This is a genomic window from Moritella sp., assembly GCF_013215705.1.
In the GTDB taxonomy this organism is placed as follows: domain Bacteria; phylum Pseudomonadota; class Gammaproteobacteria; order Enterobacterales; family Moritellaceae; genus Moritella.
Map to the genome: position 1 here is coordinate 50,598 of NZ_JABSQR010000016.1, position 19,369 is coordinate 69,966.

19 protein-coding genes are annotated in these 19,369 nt (G+C 42.4%); all 19 read left to right on the plus strand.

The annotated features are described in order from the left end of the window. Positions 1-195: 195 nt before the first annotated feature. The 19 genes from HRT96_RS12120 (at position 196) to dsbD (ending at position 19,093) form a co-directional block, all read left to right on the plus strand. A complete protein-coding gene (locus HRT96_RS12120) occupies positions 196-1,299 on the plus strand; it encodes a hypothetical protein (protein WP_293156883.1) in 1,104 nt (367 codons plus the stop codon). A gap of 57 nt (positions 1,300-1,356) precedes the next feature. Then, positions 1,357-3,381 carry a hypothetical protein gene (locus HRT96_RS12125; RefSeq protein ID WP_293156886.1) on the plus strand — a complete coding sequence of 675 codons (2,025 nt, stop codon included), beginning with the start codon at positions 1,357-1,359 and terminating at the stop codon, positions 3,379-3,381. A gap of 87 nt (positions 3,382-3,468) precedes the next feature. Then, a complete protein-coding gene (locus HRT96_RS12130) occupies positions 3,469-3,648 on the plus strand; it encodes a Flp family type IVb pilin (RefSeq protein ID WP_293156889.1) in 180 nt (59 codons plus the stop codon). Between the two features lie 54 nt (positions 3,649-3,702). Beyond that, positions 3,703-4,569: a Flp pilus assembly protein CpaB gene (gene cpaB, locus HRT96_RS12135; protein ID WP_293156892.1), complete on the plus strand. Its 867-nt coding sequence runs from the start codon at positions 3,703-3,705 to the stop codon at positions 4,567-4,569. Further along, positions 4,562-5,968, plus strand: a complete 1,407-nt coding sequence (locus HRT96_RS12140; RefSeq protein WP_293156895.1) for a type II and III secretion system protein family protein — start codon at positions 4,562-4,564, stop codon at positions 5,966-5,968. Before cpaB ends, HRT96_RS12140 begins: the two co-directional genes overlap by 8 nt. 7 nt (positions 5,969-5,975) lie before the next feature. Further along, entirely contained in the window at positions 5,976-6,599 is a 624-nt protein-coding gene (locus tag HRT96_RS12145) for a CpaD family pilus assembly lipoprotein (RefSeq protein WP_293156898.1), read from the plus strand. Positions 6,600-6,601: 2 nt separating this feature from the next. Continuing rightward, positions 6,602-7,429, plus strand: a complete 828-nt coding sequence (locus HRT96_RS12150) for a hypothetical protein (protein ID WP_293156900.1) — start codon at positions 6,602-6,604, stop codon at positions 7,427-7,429. Continuing rightward, on the plus strand, positions 7,429-8,787 hold the full coding sequence (locus HRT96_RS12155; protein WP_293156903.1) for a CpaF family protein: 1,359 nt from the start codon (positions 7,429-7,431) through the stop codon (positions 8,785-8,787). Before HRT96_RS12150 ends, HRT96_RS12155 begins: the two co-directional genes overlap by 1 nt. Then, positions 8,784-9,719: a type II secretion system F family protein gene (locus HRT96_RS12160; protein ID WP_293156906.1), complete on the plus strand. Its 936-nt coding sequence runs from the start codon at positions 8,784-8,786 to the stop codon at positions 9,717-9,719. Before HRT96_RS12155 ends, HRT96_RS12160 begins: the two co-directional genes overlap by 4 nt. Continuing rightward, complete coding sequence (locus HRT96_RS12165; RefSeq protein WP_293156909.1) at positions 9,719-10,603, plus strand: type II secretion system F family protein; 885 nt, start codon at positions 9,719-9,721, stop codon at positions 10,601-10,603. Before HRT96_RS12160 ends, HRT96_RS12165 begins: the two co-directional genes overlap by 1 nt. Before the next feature lie 2 nt (positions 10,604-10,605). Further along, the gene (locus HRT96_RS12170; protein WP_293156912.1) at positions 10,606-11,469 is read left to right on the plus strand and encodes a tetratricopeptide repeat protein; all 864 of its coding nucleotides are present in this window, start codon (positions 10,606-10,608) and stop codon (positions 11,467-11,469) included. Beyond that, positions 11,466-11,954: a TadE family protein gene (locus tag HRT96_RS12175; protein ID WP_293156915.1), complete on the plus strand. Its 489-nt coding sequence runs from the start codon at positions 11,466-11,468 to the stop codon at positions 11,952-11,954. Before HRT96_RS12170 ends, HRT96_RS12175 begins: the two co-directional genes overlap by 4 nt. Further along, positions 11,944-12,561: a tight adherence pilus pseudopilin TadF gene (tadF, locus tag HRT96_RS12180; protein ID WP_293156918.1), complete on the plus strand. Its 618-nt coding sequence runs from the start codon at positions 11,944-11,946 to the stop codon at positions 12,559-12,561. The genes HRT96_RS12175 and tadF overlap by 11 nt, the downstream gene beginning before the upstream one ends. After that, complete coding sequence (locus HRT96_RS12185; protein ID WP_293156921.1) at positions 12,558-13,772, plus strand: VWA domain-containing protein; 1,215 nt, start codon at positions 12,558-12,560, stop codon at positions 13,770-13,772. Before tadF ends, HRT96_RS12185 begins: the two co-directional genes overlap by 4 nt. 80 nt (positions 13,773-13,852) lie before the next feature. Continuing rightward, positions 13,853-14,317 (plus strand): TlpA disulfide reductase family protein, encoded by a 465-nt coding sequence (locus tag HRT96_RS12190; protein ID WP_293156924.1) that lies wholly within the window; start codon positions 13,853-13,855, stop codon positions 14,315-14,317. Continuing rightward, a complete protein-coding gene (locus tag HRT96_RS12195) occupies positions 14,314-15,045 on the plus strand; it encodes a DUF4266 domain-containing protein (protein ID WP_293156927.1) in 732 nt (243 codons plus the stop codon). Before HRT96_RS12190 ends, HRT96_RS12195 begins: the two co-directional genes overlap by 4 nt. A gap of 106 nt (positions 15,046-15,151) precedes the next feature. Continuing rightward, positions 15,152-16,357: a DUF3570 domain-containing protein gene (locus HRT96_RS12200; RefSeq protein WP_293156930.1), complete on the plus strand. Its 1,206-nt coding sequence runs from the start codon at positions 15,152-15,154 to the stop codon at positions 16,355-16,357. Further along, the gene (locus tag HRT96_RS12205) at positions 16,347-17,219 is read left to right on the plus strand and encodes an FAD:protein FMN transferase (protein WP_293156933.1); all 873 of its coding nucleotides are present in this window, start codon (positions 16,347-16,349) and stop codon (positions 17,217-17,219) included. The genes HRT96_RS12200 and HRT96_RS12205 overlap by 11 nt, the downstream gene beginning before the upstream one ends. Then, on the plus strand, positions 17,216-19,093 hold the full coding sequence (gene dsbD / locus HRT96_RS12210; RefSeq protein WP_293156936.1) for a protein-disulfide reductase DsbD: 1,878 nt from the start codon (positions 17,216-17,218) through the stop codon (positions 19,091-19,093). The genes HRT96_RS12205 and dsbD overlap by 4 nt, the downstream gene beginning before the upstream one ends. Positions 19,094-19,369 lie beyond the last annotated feature (276 nt).

A 19,369-nucleotide genomic window follows, 5' to 3' on the forward strand; every position in this document is an offset into this window, starting at 1 on the left:
CACTTTGTTGATTGAAGTTTTATACTGGATTTTTACTGATATCCAGTCATTTTTACGTCACTAAGGATGATTATAAAAATATATGTATCAAATACAATTGATAATCGATCTTGTTATCGTTTTTATATGCAAAATTTCATGTTTGACTATATTTTTCATAAAGTTATTTATATTTACATAAAAGGAATAGGTAAAATGTTGTTAGGGGCAAATAAATCACTGCTCGCGTTGACAGTGGTTGCAGGTACATTATTGACGGGTTGTAACGACACAAGTCCGGATCCAAAGTCTACAAATCCAACTAAATCGGTCGTCAAACCTGATGCTCCAACAGGACCTATTGCTAATGATAACCTCGATCAGTTTAGCTGGACTTGGAGCCCCAATTTCACTGGTAAGCAATTTTATGAAATTAAGGTACAAGGCCAACCCTGGGTGACGGTCAATGGTAACCCTCATCAGTTAGTTATTGATGCTGTCTATACGGCGGGTGATATTCAGGTGCGTGTAAAAGCTGACTCAACACAACATAGAACGATGAGTGAAGCACTGATTAGTACGTCTGCTTATACCGCGAGTTCAGTTGTTGAGCGACCAAAATCTCCAACGAATCCCATCCAAAATGATAATTTAAATACCTTTGATTGGGACCTTGTTACTGATTTTAACGATGTTAGCGAGTATGAATACTCACTGACTGGCGGTGTTGATTGGACAACTGTTGCAAACAAACCGCTGTTGGTTGGTGATGTTAATATTGATGCTGGACATGTACTGGTGCGTGTTAAAGCGAACCTTGCAACTGGCTCGTTAGCGGGTAGGGCGTTGATCAGCACGCAAGCCTTTACTTCCGGGGCTCCAGTGGTTATTGCTGCGCTAACATCTCCTGATATTGTTAACAAAAATATGGACTCGTCCAACGAAGTTAAAACTAATGGTTTTGGCTGGGATTGGGTCACGAATAGCAATACTAAAGATACTTACGATCAACCTGAACAGTATGAGTTTACCAATGATGGCGGAGCAACTTGGCAGGCGGTGACGTATAACCCCCAACATGTTGGTCCTAAAGCTTATGATAAAACCGACGTCGGTGTACGCGTTAAGAAAAATGCGATTACTAATCAGGTGAATCCTGTTGGCGAAACCTTGTTTGCAACAGCTGCGAGTGCAAATTTCTCTGTAACACGTGTTGTACCAATGAAAACCTGGAATCAAGCACAAAAATTAACCTTAACGGGTAACTGGTCTAAGGCTGACGATGATGGTTGTTATATAGAATATGATGTAAGTGGCTAAAATCCACAATTATGGGCTTATGCTGGGGGTAATTCTAGCGCAGATAATGTACCTGAATTGTCAGGGAAATCGTTCTGTGACATACCAAATTGGTCGTTACTCAGTACGGCAGAGATGATGGCTAAAACCCTCGTTGATTCAAGCTATATCTCAAGAACGTTTAGTAGCTATTTAATCAGTGATTCATCTAGACATTGGTCTTCAGAAGTAGCGAATGATATCGAAACGTTGAAAGTTATCAAGTCTGGTCAGGAAGTTACCGCATCATATGACACTAAAGTTATCGTAAACTGGGCATTACCAGATACAGCAAAAATAGTAACAGAAAGTGCATCAACGGACGCTGATATCAAGGCATTAGTGTCATTACAAAATAGCAATTGGCAAACGACCTCGGCAGATTTAATTGCTGTCATTAATAAAATTGAAACGTTAGTGGATCAACCTTTGATGCCATTATTATCTGACGTGACAACTGCGGAAGGTGAAGCGAAAGTCACATTTGATCTATTGACGTTAGCACTCGTTGAATATCAAGCCAAGATCGACCTATTCACACTCTATTCAGCGATGTTGGAAAATAATAGAAGCGTTGATGATGCATTGAAAGCAACGATTAATGCCAATATAGCGTCGACGAAAGTGGCGTTTATTAATTTAACCGCATTGCACACTTCATTTAATTCGGCATTAAAGGTGACGCCAGCGTTAACCGCACTCATTAAGTTGACGGATGAGAGTACCGCAGCAAATACCACCAAAGACGCATTATTAACAGCAACCGACGGTGCCGATATTCACGCGAAAAGTTTGAGTTTATTCGCGGCGATGCCTGCAATCACGGACTTTATTAATGCGAACATCAAGATTACCGCAGACCTGAACTCGGCTACCGATGAGCTACCAACAGCAACGAATACAGCGCTTATTTCAGCACTGGATAAGTTGCTTATCATGTTTAATAACTTACCTACATTTGCAGATGCGGATGCTCTTACTGAACACGCTGTTACAGGATTAAAACGCGCATTAAGTGTGGGTTATAGCGTTGCAGCTGCCGATGCTGTCATTGGTACTCACTTTGCTAAATTAGACATCAATGGTGGCTATTTACCAAGTGCGACAACATATGCACAAGGCTGGCGTTGTGTGATGGATAACAGAGATCTATTGCATAAGCGTATTTGGACACTGCTTAAAGATGGGCTACCAAATGGTGCTGATGATTTAGCATTTGATGCTTCAGCTGCTGGTATTACAAGTGTGATGGGCGCTGGTGGTTTAGTTGAATCGACGAATACTACGCAGTTATGTGGACGTAGTGATTGGGTGTTACCAAGCAAGGGTCAATTAACATCACTTGATACTGGGACTGTTAATGGCGGCGACACCATTGATGTCAATGTGTTTCCGCATCACCTAGCACTTAATCCAAAATATGACACCAATAGATGGCTTTCTGGTTCATTACCTGAAACAAAATTTTGGTATTGGGCTGCTGAAGAACGTAACACTAATGAGCAGAAAACTTATCATTATCGAACGGCTAATAATTCTTCATCAAGCGACTCTGCATCAAAACAAGGTGATGAGGATAAGGTTGTACTTGGACGATTAGTAAGTGAAATTACATTGTCATATCAACTGCTTGATAGTGCAGGTGCAGTGACGAGTAATATCGATGATGCTGTATGTGCTTATCAGCCGGAAACAAAGAAAACATGGCAATTATTTGATAATGGAGATCTCGCTAAAAGAGCTAAATATTATGGCCAGTCGAGTTCGGATGCCGACACTGTATTAGCTGAGGCTAGGCAACGTAAGACTGAAAAATTATGTAATAAGAGTAATTGGCGAGTACCAAGTTTAGCTGAATTAGAACTACTCTTGCCTGTTAATAATGGCGTATTCCGTCATAACAATGTAGACAAGTACGGTGCGAAACTGTGTTATGTGACGGCTGACGACGCGCAATATGGTCGTCAAAAATGTTACAACATGAGCACTGAATCAACCTCGAATGTAAATAAAGCCGATTCTTATTCAGGTCAATACGTATACCGTTTGATCTCTACAGATTAATCAACCTTTAATTGTTAATAAATAGGCTGTTGGTTGCAGCTAATGGCCTATTTTCACGTCAAATTATAAAAATAATAGAGATAAAATATGAAAAACAACAAACAAAAACAGCGCGGTGCTGCGGCAATTGAATATGCAATTTTAGCTGCGGCGATGTCACTTATTATGTTGCAGTTTTTAGGCAGTGATGGTGATTTGACTAAAGCAATTAATGGTACTTATGAGTCAGTAATTCAGAAGCTTGAAACGATTCAAGACGGTAAGTAAAATTATTTAATTCAAGTGATTACGGTTTAAATCGTATTAATAGAAGCAAAAATTATGAATGCAAAACGTTTAGTTTACCTGTCTGTTTGTATGTCGTTATTGGGGTTGATTTGGCTGTTTTTCAGTTTGTCAGCCGCAGTAAACAGTACCCCTAAACAAGACACGGTAAAAACATATGAAGTCCTAGTGACGACACAAGATGTCGTTATTGGTCGCCCTTATAGTGCGTCGTTATTTGCTTGGAAAACAGTAGATGAAAGCAGTGTTCGCGATCGCATCGATTTTATTGATAAAGCCACTTTTTCTGCGGTTCGTTTAGAAAATTCGGTGGCTGCGGGTGATTTTGTCACGGGACAAATATTAAGTCCGTCTGATTTCTTAAAGCCTGAACAAGGCGGTTTCTTATCCGTGATGTTACGTCCGAATTATCGAGCGGTATCAATACCTGTTGATGAAGTCACTGCAAACTCGGGATTAATCGGTCCGGGTGATCATGTCGATGTGTTACTACTGGCATCAAAATCCCAAGAGTTGCGCTCACGTGGCAATGAAACACAAAGCTTATATGTGAAAACCATTGCACAGAACGTCCGTGTATTGGCCTTTAATGATGCCTTACAGCTTACGCGTTATATGGAAAAGCAAAAGCATAATAAAGGCGTGATTCCAGATAACAGTACGGTGACATTAGAAGTTTCACCACTACAAGCAAACCAAATTACCTTGGCAAACCAATTGGGTACTTTGTCTATGGTATTACGCAGTAAAAACAGTCAGGAAACGGACAGTGCTGTGATCCCTGCTGTTAACGTGGATGATATTTTGCCCGCGATTAAACAAGTTCAACCGGACATTGGCTTAGTCGAATTTCGAGCTAAGAATAAACGAGTGATGAATAATGCAGGAAACGAAAATGATTAAACAATTAGTGAGTGCATTGTCGTTATTACTGTTTAGTACCATGTTGCAAGCACAAACGTTAGACGTGGTATTAAATAAAGCCCGCTTGATTGAATTACCGAAAACAGCGAAATCAATCTTTATTGCCAGTAGTAGTATTGCGGATTACCAGACCTTAACAAATACCAAAATCATGGTGTTTGGTAAGAAAACGGGCAGTACATCCTTGTATGTGCTTGATGCGAAGGAAAACGTTATTTATTCTGCAACCGTTAAGGTGAGTCATAATGTGACAGAACTTAATGATCTGATTCATAAAGAGTTTCCTGATGCGATATTTAACGCAGAATCGACTGCGGGTAAGTTGTTCTTAAAAGGGCAAGTGCCGACCCCGAGCATGGCGGAAAAGATAGTTCGTTTATCTGAAGGTTACGTATCAACGTTAGCGAGTACTGAGTCGAGTGATAGCCAGCAAAGTGGTAATGCGCAAAGTTCGACACAACCAACACAACCAGCAGCGAGTAATGTTGATAACTATGAGCTAATTAACCAACTACAGGTAACTATGCCTAATCAAGTTAATTTACGTATTCGTATTGCCGAAGTATCACGTAAAGTTTCTAACAAGTTGGGTATTAAGTGGGGCTCGCAAGGTTTTGGTACAGGCACGTTTGCCTTTTTAGACAATTATGGCGGTAAGCTCGGAGGCATTAATCCGGCCAGTTGGGCTGATCTTTCGGTGATTGTCGATGCATTGGCAACCAACGGTATGATGTCGGTATTAGCTGAACCCAATTTAACCGCAATGAGTGGTGAAGAAGCGTCGTTTCTAGTGGGCGGTGAGATCCCCATCCCTTTGGTTTACAGCGATACGGCGACGGTTGAATATAAGACATTTGGTGTGCGATTAGATTTTAAACCCACGGTATTAAGCGCCAATCGAATTAGCCTGAAAGTGGCCACAGAGGTGAGTACAGTTTCTTCAGAAACGAATGTTCAAATCGGTGGCACACAAGGTAGCTCTTCGTTCCCGACCTTTGTGACGCGTCGTGCTTCAACGACGATTGAACTAGCCAGTGGCCAAAGCTTTGCCTTGGGTGGATTATTGCAATCAAAAGACATTGAGCAACTACAAAAGATGCCATTACTGGGTGATATTCCGATACTCGGAGCATTGTTCCGCTCTAATGAATTCCAGCGCGAAGAAACCGAACTCATTATTATTGCAACGGCGTATCTGGTACAACCAACCAGAGCTGACACATTACCCTTACCTACAGATGGGCTGATCCCGATGAGTGATGTTGAACGTCTATTAGCGTGGCCAGTTTCAAAGCAAGCTACAAATGCAACTGACAATGAAAGTCGTACAGACAATCGCCAACCGCGACTGCTTGGCGATAATGGATTTTATTACTGAGGTAGTTATGCGGATATTTTCGATATTAATAATGTGTGGTTTGTTAAGTGCCTGTACGATCGATTCGGTACAGCGGCAACCACAAGTCAAAGTTGAAGCTGTGACCCATAAAATTGCGTTACAGCTGGATACTGAAGCACTGACAAAAAGTGATGAAATTGCACTGAATGAGTTTATTTATCAACGTGGGGAGTTATCTGCGTTACGGATCCGCATTGATAGTTATAGCGATAAAGGAACTAACGCAGTGCCAGCATTAATTGCATTGTTGAAAAATGCGGGTGTGTATCCAAGTCAGGTAACAAGTCAACTTAGTGAGTCGTCATCAACGGCTGATATTGCACTGATCGTAGAGTCATATCGCAGTATTGTACCAAATTGCCATGCAGGTAAAGAGAGACACAAAGTCTTGAATGCATTTAACTCTAGTCCTAATTTTGGTTGTGCAAATGCTAGCGCTTTAGCGCAAATGGTAGCAACACCAAGAGATTTAATTGTGGGACGTACACTTGATGCGACTGACGGGCGTAAAGCGGTGGCAACTGTTGAAGCTTACTATCAGCCTGCTACGAGTAATAACCAACAAGAAGATAAAAGTAAGAGCATCGCTGCTACTTTGGGAGGTCAATAATCATGAATATGTCTAACCAAATGGCTGATGAGCATATCGAGAATAGTAACCTTCGTGGCCGTAAAATCACGGTCGTTAGTGCTAAAGGTGGTGCAGGCACAACCTCGTTATTAGCTAATATTGCTTGGGGTTTATCACAGCTGCAGGGGACGCAGGTTGCCTGCGCTGATCTTGATTTTATGACTGGCGATCTTGATTTACAATTTAGTGTGAGCACGAACAATGCATTATTAGAAATGTTGCAGTTTCCAGATCGTTTAGAGCCTGTGGTTTATCAGCGTAGCGGCATTAAAGTTAACGATGATTTATATGTATTCACAGCCTATGCAGCTGGCTTTGAACAAAACTTCTGGCCTGATGTTGCTAGTATGCAAAAAGTGTCTCGCTTCTGCCTGCAGCAAGCGACATATTTATTATGGGATGTGCCGGCGTTTTGTTTGCGCGATAAAGTTGGTTTCGACACACTAAACAGCAGTGATATTCGTGTTGTTATTGTGGAACCTACATTAGCATCTATTCGTAGCACCAATCAGTTATTGGCAAAATTAGACGCGTTACCTTCAACACGTACATTAGTGGTGCTTAATCATACCAAGCCTGAGTCTTCATCTTTGATTACCGCCAAGGATGTGGCGACTGCTCTGGATTGTAAATTGGATGCAGAAATTCCTTATGCGCCAGCAGATATGCGCGGGGGTAACTCGTTGGGTGTGTTAGCGATTAACCAAAAAAGTCGTAATGCAAAAGCATTGAAGAAACTCGTCAACTTAATCAGTGGTCAAGCTAAAATAGCAAAACCAAGCTTGTTCAGCTGGCGTAAGGGGGCGTAATGTTTGGATCTAGTATAACCACATCAACGCCTATAACTGAATCTACATCGACACTCACATTATCAACGCCTGCTACGGATGTGAGTTCAGCAAGCAGTATTGAAGAGCAGCGTTTTCGGTCCATTCAACAAGAGATCATGACGATCATTGCGCCTGCCGTTGTTGTTACCTTAAGTCCGGAAGAGCTAGAGGTGCGTACATTTGCAGCGGTTGGGGATATTGCAACACGTCAGCAATTTCCAATTGGCGGGATTGAACAACGCCAGATTAGTCAGCGTCTGGTCGATGAGATGCTTGGCCTAGGTCCTTTGCAGGTGTTGATGGATGATCCAGAGATCACCGATATTATGGTTAATGGACATACCGAAGTCTTTGTTGAGTATCGCGGTAAAGTAAAGCGTGCAGATGTTAGATTTCGAGATGAAGAACATGTGTTGAACTTGGCCAGACGTATAGTCAGTCGAATTGGCCGTCGTGTTGATGAAACTACGCCTATGGTCGATGCGCGCTTGCCAAACGGTAGTCGAGTTAATGTACTTATCCCCCCGTTGGCATTAAACGGTACGTGTATTTCTATTCGTAAATTTAATGATCTAAAACACAGTTTAGAGCAGCTGGCAGCATTGGGGGCTATGTCAACAGAGATGGCGAGTGTGCTGAATATTATTGCTCGTTCACGTGTTAATGTATTGATTTCGGGTGGTACGGGTGCGGGTAAAACGACCTTATTGAATGCGCTGTCATTTGGAATATCACCAGACGAGCGGATTATCACTATTGAAGATGCAGCTGAATTGAAACTACAACAGCCTCATGTGGTGAGTATCGAAACACGACCAGCAAGTGTGGAAGGTGTTGCTGCAATCGGTCAGCGTGAACTGTTACGTAATGCACTACGAATGCGCCCTGATCGTATTATCTTAGGCGAGGTTCGTGGTGCCGAAGCGTTTGATATGATGCAAGCGATGAATACGGGTCACGACGGTTCGATGTCAACGCTTCATGCTAACTCACCTCATGATGCCTTAATTCGCTTAGAAAATATGTTGTTAATGGCGGAAGTTAACTTGCCGATATCGGCTTTGCGTCGTCAAATTGCCAGTACCTTAGAGGTCATTGTGCAAGTGGAACGTATGCGTGATGGTAAGCGTCGGGTGGTGAACATCACCGAAGTTGTTGGCCTCGAAGGGGAGCAGTATCTTACCCATGATCTATTTCATTTTGATTATCAGCACATGGATGTTAATGGTGATATTGTCGGGCAATTTTTGTCGACAAAAATCTTACCCCGGTTTAGTGAAAAAGCCCGTTATTACCAACTTGAATCGCAGTTAAAGCAAGCGCTGGGAGTGCAATGATGCCAGTGCTTCTGATTGGTTTCTCGTTATTTTTGGTGTTAATCGTTAGTAGTTGTAAAATGCTGCAATATCAGCGGCAACGGCTGGTATTAAAGCGTCGATTAGATTTAGTTTCCGGCGTTAATTCGACAGCAAATATGGCTAGTTCTAGCTTGTTTATTTGGCAACAGAAAACAGGACCGTTGATGGAATATGGGTTGCAGATGCAATCTCGTATTGATTCGCTTTTTGATCGTCAAACTAAGCGTTGGTTATTGATAATCTTGGCGGTTGTCGCGCTTGGAATTTGGTTTTTTATGCCATTTTTTTCACCCTTGGTGAGAATAATGATTATTGCGATTGCTATTCTTGTTGTTCTTGGGGGGAGTTATTGGCTGATGCGTACACGTCAACATCGTGAATTTGACGCCGCGTTTACCCAAGTGCTGGGGCAAATGTCCCGTGCGGTTTCGGCTGGTATTTCGGTACCGCAAGCCATTGCGCAGATTGCTGATTATCAGAAGGGGATGCTAGGCCGAGAGTTTAGTTTGATCCGAGATAAATTAGAAATTGGTATTGGCTTAAAACAAGCGCTGAATCAAGCCAGTATTCGTTTGCCTTATGTTAGCTTTCATTTTTTTAGTGTCGCGCTGATATTAAATGAAGAGAACGGCGGTCAACTTAGAGAAGTGCTACATAGCCTGAGCCGTACTGTGCATGACAATGCCGCGATTAAAATGAAGATAAGAAGTTTAACTGCCGAGCCTCGTATGACTGCGGCAATTTTAGCGAGTTTACCGATATTACTTATTGGCGTTATGTATTTCAAAAATCCTAGTGCTTTTATTACCTTAACCCAAAGTCCAAGAGGTCATTTGGTTTTGGGGTATGTGGTGACAAGTATGGCGCTTGGTATGGCTATTATCCATTTGTTGACGAAGGTGCGGGCTTAATGACTTTATCTTTATGTATTGCTGTCGCGTTACTTATCTCAGGTGCTGTGATTGCGTTGATGTTTAATGGTCAGGCTCAACGTCGAGAATTGCTGTTGCGGCGTTTGACGTTGGTATCGGTGGAACAGAGCTGCAGATTTACTCATTTACCTCAAGCAGAGTCCACATCCAGTTTATGGCCGTGTTTAAAGGTCGCGCCTGATATCTCGATGTTATTGGTGAAGGCGGGGTTTCATGGACCGCGAGCTGGTGCTTACTTTTTACTGAGCAAAATAAGCATGATGTTAGTCAGTGGGTTGGCTTGGCAATGGTATGTCGATTTTGACTTAGATAAATTTGTGTTAGCTAAAACCTTAGTATTCGCTATTTCAGGTGGTTTACTTGCAGAGCATTGGCTGAAATGGCGGGCGAGGACTGTCAATTATCGTATTGCTCTAGCCTTACCTGATGCATTAGATTTGATGGTTATTTGTGTTGAATCAGGTTTGACTTTAGAAGCTGTATTCCAACGTGTTGGGCATGAAATGACAGCCGTTTCACCTGAGTTATCGCGTGAATGGTTAATTACCGAAGCGGAATTACGTTTATTAGATTCTCGTTTAACCGCATTGGATAACTTAGCCAAACGGACAGATTTAGTTGAAGTTGAAAACATGGTTATTGCATTGTCTCAGGCTGAAAAATACGGCAGTAAAATAGCCCCTACGATGCGTCTGATAGCCAGTGACAGTCGCCAATATCAATACCTTCGTTTAGAAGAAAAAGTAGGTAAGATCCCGGCGGAAATGTCATTGCCTGTGGTGGTGTTAATCATGCTGCCAGTCGTGGTACTGATTGTTGCGCCCACTATTATCGCCTTATTAGACAGCATTGGAGGATTGTAATCATGGCCTTAGCATTAATAAAAACAGTATTAATAAAAATTATGTTTAAAAAGTCGTTACCACAGCTGTTATTAATCTGTGGGGTTGTCGCCTTGACGGGGTGTAGTTCTCATCAAGCCAATATAACTGAAGAGATGAAAACTGATCGTGGACTCGCACAGCTTGCTCTAGAGAGTGGCCGACCAGAGAGTGCGATTAGTATTTATCGTGACCAACTGAAACTGCAGCCAAATGATATCTCGTTATTGCTGGCTTTAGGCTCGGCTTACAACCAAATATCTGAGTTTGATTTAGCATTACACCACCTTAAAAAGGCGCAATCTTTGCTACTTAGTGACGCGGGTGAATTGAATAAATTAAGTAAGTCGGATAATACGAGTGAAATTCGTGGACAGATATTACGTGAAAAAGGCAATGCACAGCAAGGGTTAGGGCAAGTGAAGCTTGCATTAGCTGATTTAAAACAGGCCGTAGCATTGTTGCCTGATGATGCGAAAGCCTTAAATAGTTTAGGTGTTAATTATGCGTTATTTAAAGATTATCACCATGCCAGAACGGCGTTTATTGGTGCGTTAGCCAATGAACCAGAGAATCTAGAATACCGTAACAACTTAGCTTTGGCTTGGATCTTAGATGGTCAGCCGCAGCAGGGTATTGATGTACTTTATTCACATTATGCACGTGGTCATTCAACATCTAAAAGTCGTCAAAATTTAGCGTTAGCATTTGCCATGAAAGGGGATCTTGAAGCGGCCAAAACGATTGCCAAACAAGATCTGACTAAAGCCGAACTGGAAAATAATGTAGCCTATTATCAACAATTTCAGCCGCTACAACTACTGCCGTTACAGCAGGTTAAGCAATGAAAATTCGTAACAAAATGAATTGTAGCCAAGTAAATCGGGGTCAGCGAGGCAGTGTCAGTATTGAGTTTGCGGTGACTATTTTACCGTTTTTTGTATTGCTGTTAGCACTCATTGAAATAAGCCGTTTTATGATGGTGAGCAGTGTTATTGATGTGGCGCTAACTTCTGCCGCTCGACAGTTGGTGGTAACAAGTGCAGGTGAAGATCTGACCAGCAAATTACAACTAACCTTGTCTGAACTAGATTTACCCTTACTTGATAGCAGCAAGATCACTGTAGAGGCTCGCTACTACACATCTTTAACGTCGCTTGCAGATGGTTCGGGATTAGAAGATTTCCAGCAACAAGACTTTGCGGAGTTCACGCTGGTATACCCTTACCAAGCGCTATTTATTTCAGGTCAGATTGATAGTTTTAGCCGTTTAACTCGCTTTAAACGCACGATTTTAGTGTCGTTAGAGCGGGGTACTAGCTATGTTAATTAAATCTAATATGCGCACGTTACAGCGCGGCAGCAGCGTTATTGAATTACCTGTGATCACATTTTTCATGGTCATTTTGGTGTTATTTATAGTGCGAATAAATCAAAGCATTAGCCAAAAAAATCAACTCGATAACTTGGCTTATTCACTCACCTCTATTGTTGCTTGTGAACAATGTGACAATACTATGCTTGCTTCGGGCTCTAGTTCGTCGGCACCAACAGCAAAGGTTATTTCAACCGAATTGGCAGATTCTTTACTGCTGGTTGCGCAACGCCATTTCAATACTTTGATTGAGGATTCCTCAGCAGAAATTGGACTTCATGTTGAGCAAGTGGTGTTTGATCCGTCAACACAGGAACCACGATCATATGATGTTAGAGCGGGGGCGGATTGTTTATCGACGCAGCGGTTATCGTCCTTAACTGATTTATCTCCAATTGGCACGACTCCAGGTTTCAATGCGGGTCAGCATGCTGAACTATTTCAAGTCACTCTTTGTATTAAGGGCATGAGTAGTATTGCGGAGGAATTCACGCCTTTATTTTTACTCCGTTTTAGCGACAGTTATTATCAGAGCGCTGCGTTATTAATCGGGCGGACACTATGAGTGTAATACAGCGTCAACGTGGTGCGATAACGCTAATATTCACCTTTATGTTACCTGCGATAGTGAGTTTATTAGCCATTACGGTGTATTTTGCTATGTACAGCCAAGTTGTTATTCGAGCAGGGCAAGCGGTTGATTCAGCAGTACTTGCTTGTGCTTATCAGCAAAACGACACTGGAGTGGTAACAGAGGATATTTTGAATTATTACCGACCGAATTTCGTGTTACCGGGATTGAATCAAAGCGTCAAGTTAAACAGCAAAAATGGCTGTCAGATCTCGGCGCAATATAGATTTGAACCCGCGATGGTGAACGCGCTGCCTGTTGCGATTGATAGTGATACTGAGGTTGTATCAAACAGTCATTCAAGCGCTAAATTGGTTGTGAATGTGAATGGGAATGGGAATGGGATTCAAAATCCGGTGGATGTCGCTCTGGTTATGGATATCTCTGGCTCGATGAAATCGGATTTACCTGAACTGAAAAATATTATCACCGATGTGATTCGCGATATCGATTCAAGTAGTAATCAAGTTCGTTTTTCAATTGTGCCATTTCAAACTGGAGTCGGTGTGAGCGGTGCGCCTTGGTTACTTAGCTCTGAAGTAAGTCCTAAGTGTGTGGATGGTCTGGTGTATCGAAACAGCAACTTAGATGCAGACAAAACCGTGCAGTCGTTAAATTATCCGTCTGACCGTTTGGATTTTAACGAAGTAACGCCGGGACCTTGGTTAGATCGCTGCAGTGATAATTCTTTTATTTTACCACTGACAAACAACCTTAATAGTGTCATTCGCCACGTTAACTCATTAAAAACGAGTGGGGGCAGTACCGCGTCTTATCAAGGATTTATTTGGGGCGTTCGCACACTGACTGAGCAATGGCAAAAAGAGTGGAAAGTCACACCAGTGCAATCATCGTCCCTGACTCAGCGTTTGATCTTGTTTACTGATGGTGATGATAGCCGACGAGATTATTTCAATGACTTAATGCGTGCGGGTTTGTGTGATGTGATCCAGCAAGATCTTAATATTCAAGTCAGTTTTATTGGTTTTGGGGTGTCGGCAGATCGCATCAAGCAATTTCAGCAATGCGCGGGCAGAAAAGAATCCGTTTTTGATGCGAGCAACACTGCGGAGTTAGCGGCTTATTTTGAGGATGCGATCAATATCAATATTGGAACCAATGTTAGCATTGTGTTTGGCGAGTAGACGTTTAGCATTGTTATGTTATTTAGGGCTTAAGAGTAAGACGTCATAAATTAGTTAAATTAATTGTATTAGAGGTAGTTATGTTTAAAAAATGGTTTGTGGTGTTCACATTATTATTGTCTAGCCAAGCTCACGCTTATCAGCAAGGTGAAATGCTTTCTGCATCAGCTCAGAAACAATTAGGATTAGATCCAAACCGCGTTTCGCTCGTTGATTTCTTTGCCGAATGGTGCGTGTCTTGCCGTGCTGAATTACCTGAAGTCAATCAGTTAGCCCCTTCCTTGTCTCTGCTAGGTGTAGATGTGGTTGGTGTCGATGTCGATGAAGATGTTGCCGCTGGTATTGCGTTTCAACAATCGTTGGGGATAAATTTCCGTGTTGTTAATGATGCAGAGCAAACCTTGGTTGATGATTTTCAACCTATTGGTATGCCTGCGCTGTATTACATTTATCAAGGCCAAGTTTTAAAGGTGCGTTATGGCGCTATCAATCATATCGGTGATGTGATCATGAGTGACTTGAAAGGGATGGGGTTAGGTCAATGAAATCCTATTCACAGTTAACTTTGTTGTCTTCTTCGTTGTTATTAGCCAGTTTTGGTTTGCAAGCGGCAGTAGTCCAAATGACCGAGTCAGTTTCTAGTGTTGCTTATCAAGGGTCACAGGCTATAACGGCAGAATTACCCGTGTCTATTAAATCTGTAACAGATACTAAGCCGGTAGCTGAAACATCTGCGATCATTACAGCCCCTGTTGTGAAGGACGTAAGGAAGCTGCCAGCGTCAAAGCCTGAATTATTGATAGTTGAGTCGACAGCGAAACCTGAAAGTAAAGTTAAGCAGGTTCCCATTATTCTTCCTTTGCCATTGAAAATAACGCCAGCAGTTCATGCGACTATTGATGTGCCAACGGTGCCAATTCAACCATTGTCGGCGCTTTCGGTGACTCAACCTGCAGCTATACCAAGGGTAACGCATGCAAGTGTACCAAGTGTGATGCCAACAGTCATATCGGTTCAGCCTGTATTGAATATATCGGCATTAGTCACACCTGCGAGTAATGCAATAGATGAAGAACCGTCTTTATTCTCGGCGATTAGTGACTGGTTTAGCGTGAAACCAGTGAAACCTTGGCAAAAGGGCACGCTGGCGAAAAAGGCGATGAAACCCGGTGGTGAAGTCCCTGAGTTTGATGTGTTCTCAGAAAAGGTCTTTGCTTATAAACAAGGTTCTATTGGTGGTAATGGTGTTGGTGGCGGCTGTGGTTGTAACTAAAAGCACCTTGTATCGCGCATAAATAGACGCTTGTTATATCGTAAGTGATTTATAAGGAATAGCTGATAAATCACGGTTGTAATTAATTAATGATGAATGATAAATAATGAATATAAAATTACCTTTAACCTTACTAGGTCTTGTTGCGGGTTCAGTATCCGCGGCAGATCATATTTCTATGCACCATATGAGCTTTGAAGAATACGGTGATAAAATTAATGCCGGTGATAGTCTTCTGTCATTAGAAAAAAATATTGGTTTAGATTGGACCATTACCGCCGAATTGGGTTATGACACGGTATCTGGTGCGTCACCTGCTTGGGTTGCGACTACACCGCAATCTGGACCGCATGATCAAATTACGCAAGATGCACAGAATATGACCTCGGAAGTGATTCGTGCGGGTTATGACCCTTATCGTGACAATTACGAGATACGCCCTGTTGAGTTAGAGGATACTCGTTATTCTGCGGCCACAAATGTGACCTTCCGTGATAAAGACCGAGATGAATGGACCGTCGGCGTGAACTACTCACAAGAAGATGATTATAAAAGCATGGGCGCGAATGCGAAAGCCTTGCTCTATACAGACAGCAGTAAAAACCGTTCATTTAGCCTTGGTGGTTCATTCCTTGCCGATCAGACATTGGCGTTTCAGGAATATCAAAATGGTGGCAATGATCAGCAATGGGAAGACATCTTTACATCAAGTATGGAAGTTGGGATGTCACAAGTATTCACCCCTAATTTGTATGCGACCTTTACGGCCTATGGCGGTTATAAAAGTGGTTATTTGAGTAATCATTATCTTACAGTGTTACGTGAGGTCGATATTGATGGTAACGGTAGTATTGGTGATGATGAAGTGTTTTTGGCACAAGACTCGCGCCCTGATACTCGCATGTCTGGTGGGATTAATGTACAAACATTTTATAGCGTGAGTGACCGTGTTGTGGTGCGTCCGCGTTATAAATTTTTCGCCGATGATTGGGGCGTAATGTCACATCAGCTTGGTGGAAAAATGAGTATCAAAGTCACAGATTGGCTAATGCTGGCACCGGGTTATTCTTGGTATACCCAGCAAGGTGCTAATTTCTTCATTGATCCGAAAGCGGCAGACCCAACATTCGCCTCGACAGGTTATGCCACTTCGGATATTCGCTTAGGTGATTTTAATGCTAATGCCTATGAATTGGGTGTAAGCCTTAAACTATCAGCTAAATGGCGGATGAATGCATTAGCGGCTTATTATGAACAGAGTAATGGCTATGCAAGTCGCTGGTGGGCAGTTGGGGTGACATATGAGTATTAAGCACGCTTATGTGCATCGTTTTATGGCGATGACAGTACCTTGCGAAGTGACCTTAATTGCATCGGACTCAGCGACATTAGCGCGTAATATTGAAGCAAATACACGCCGTTTAGAGGCGAAATTTAACTTCTATTCTGATACTTCAATGTTAACGGAAACGATTAATCAACGCAGCGGTAAACGTGTGGTTATCGATACTGAAACCCGAGATATTTTAGTCAAGGTACGTGAGTATAGTATTGCGACGCAGAATATCTTTGACATCACGGTTGGTACAGTCAAAACGTTATTGCAAAACAGTGCTAAAACGCGTGAACAGGTCTACCAAGATGCTGTTCCTTATATGGGATTAGCGGCATGGGATATAGAAGATAATATCTTGATCATGCATTTCCCTATTACACAATTGGATCTCGGTGGCGTGATTAAAGAAGTCGCCGTTGATCAGGCAATAGCAATTGTAGAGCAAGCGAGTGGTGCGCTAATTAACTTTGGTGGCGATGTTCGCGCGTCAGGCTGTAAAGTGGATGGTAGTGATTTTGTGGTGGGGGTTGTTAACCCTCATCAACAGACGCAAGCGTTGTTTGCCTTACCACTGCGTAATCAGGCGCTGACAACATCCGCGCATTATGCAAGGCGACAACAGTTTTCAGACCAAGAAAGTTCTCATATTCTCGCGTCACAAGATACTCACCGGCAGGTTATTTCAGTGACGGTTGTTGCTGATAGTGCATTGCAAGCTGGGATCATGAGTACAGCATTAACGATTAACCCTCGCTTAACGGTTCCTGAAGAGATTGGTTTTGCATTAATTGATGAGCAGTTGAATGTTCATCAAAATACGGATTTTTTATTATCATGAAGTCACTTTTTAAATTAAATGATGCAATGAAGCAGCTATGTATCATGTTACTGCTGTTAACCAGTATTAGTACTATTGCTCAGACTCAAACAGGCAGCAATGTTGAATCTGAATTCCTCACGGTTAATCAAGCCTTTCCATTTTCATCGCAAGTATTAAGCGCTGAAGATGGAGATAAATTGGTATTAACGTTTGCGACCGAGCAGGGTTATTATCTTTACCACAAACGTTTTTCGTTTAAGGTCGTAGATGGTGATGTCAGCTTGGCTAACCCACAATTTTCAGTCATCGCAGAACAAAAACAAGATCCTAATTTTGGTTTAGTGAAGGTTTATCATCAACCGCTAACGGTTACCTTGCCGTTTACGGGACGTGGCAGTGTTAAGGTCCGCTACCAAGGGTGTGCTGACAGTGGTTTATGTTATTTACCCCAGCGTAAAGTGATTGAACTTGACGCTAAGGTGACCAATATTCCGGTAATAGCGTCCGTTGTTGAACCTATCCGTCTTGCTTCTAGTCAACCGCTTAATCTGACAGCAACTTCTGCGAATGACAGTCAAAGTTTAGCGAGTATGTTAGCAGGGGCTGGACGAGCGCAAGCCTTGTTACTCTTCTTTGTGCTTGGTTTAGGGCTTGCTTTTACCCCTTGTGTCTTGCCGATGATCCCCATTTTATCGAGCATTATTGGTGGTCAAGGTTCAGGTATGACGGGCTGGAAAGGTTTCTATATTTCGGTTGCGTATGTGCTGGGAATGGCCTCAAGCTATGCGCTGATTGGCGTGTTAATGGCGACAGTTGGGCAGGGCGTTAATATACAAGCGGCGATGCAACAAACCTGGTTATTAGTGATATTTTCGGGTTTATTTGTATTGTTAGCGCTGGCGATGTTTGGTGTTTATGAACTGCAATTACCGTCGCGTTTACAGGTTGCATTGAATAATCAATCGCAACGTTTAACTGGTGGGAAGACGCTGACAGTATTTATGATGGGCGCTATTTCAGCTTTGGTGGTATCGCCCTGTGTATCAGCGCCGCTGGCGGGCGCATTATTGTATGTTTCTACCACTCAAGACTGGTTGTTTGGTGGTGGCGTATTGTTCGTGATGGCATTAGGCATGGGCGTACCTTTGGTGATAATCGGTACGTCGGGTGGTAAATTCTTACCCAGCAGCGGTCCATGGATGATCCGTGTTAAACAAGGGTTTGGCGTGATGCTACTGGCGATCGCTATCTTACTTATCAGCCGGTTTGCTGCTCCGAGTGTGACACTAGGGTTGTGGGCATTGCTTATGATCAGTTGTGCAATGTACATTAATAACATCACGGATATAGAAGCAAGTCGTTTGTGGTTACGTCACGTCGTGGTATTCGTATCCTTGGTTTACGGCGCTATGTTACTAGTGGGTATGATGACAGGAGCAGATGATATGGCAGACCCACTGCAGCATATCACTCAGCGCAGCGTTACTAGCCCAGGCGCAGAACAAGGTTCACGGCCGCTATTTATGAAAACTGCGTTGGTGCAAAATATCGATAATGCGATCAATAACCTGCAAGCGCCCAACGTCGTGACGATGGTGGATCTCTACGCTGACTGGTGTACATCGTGTAAAGTGATGGACAAACACGTGTTTTCAGACCCAAGTGTTGCAACTGCAATGACAGCAATCAATGCACTTAAATTTGATATTACGGATAATACCAAATCGCAATCAGAATGGATGGCGAAAGCAAAATTATTTGGACCGCCAAGTATGTTGTTCTTTGATGGTGATGGTAATGAAATTGAGCAATTACGTGTTGTTGGTGAAATGGATAAACAACAGTTTTTAGCACACCTTAAATTGGTCGCTGAAGCGGTTCCAGTAAGTTAATTCAAGTGTTTAGCGCTATAAATTAATGCTGAGGGGAGGGGGGAACCGTCATCCTCCCAGTAACCATAATGTTGTAAAATGCGTATTTTGATACTCGAATGCTTTGGAGATATTGGGATTTTCACTTGGATTGATGAATTTTTTAATGGCGTTTTAAACAATATTTAGAATATGACATAAATATCGAGTCATTTATCAACATAAAACAGTAAACGTTAAATTATCCCGCAAGTCCTCGCTTCGTGTTAGAATGCACGCCAATATCCAACTGTTACT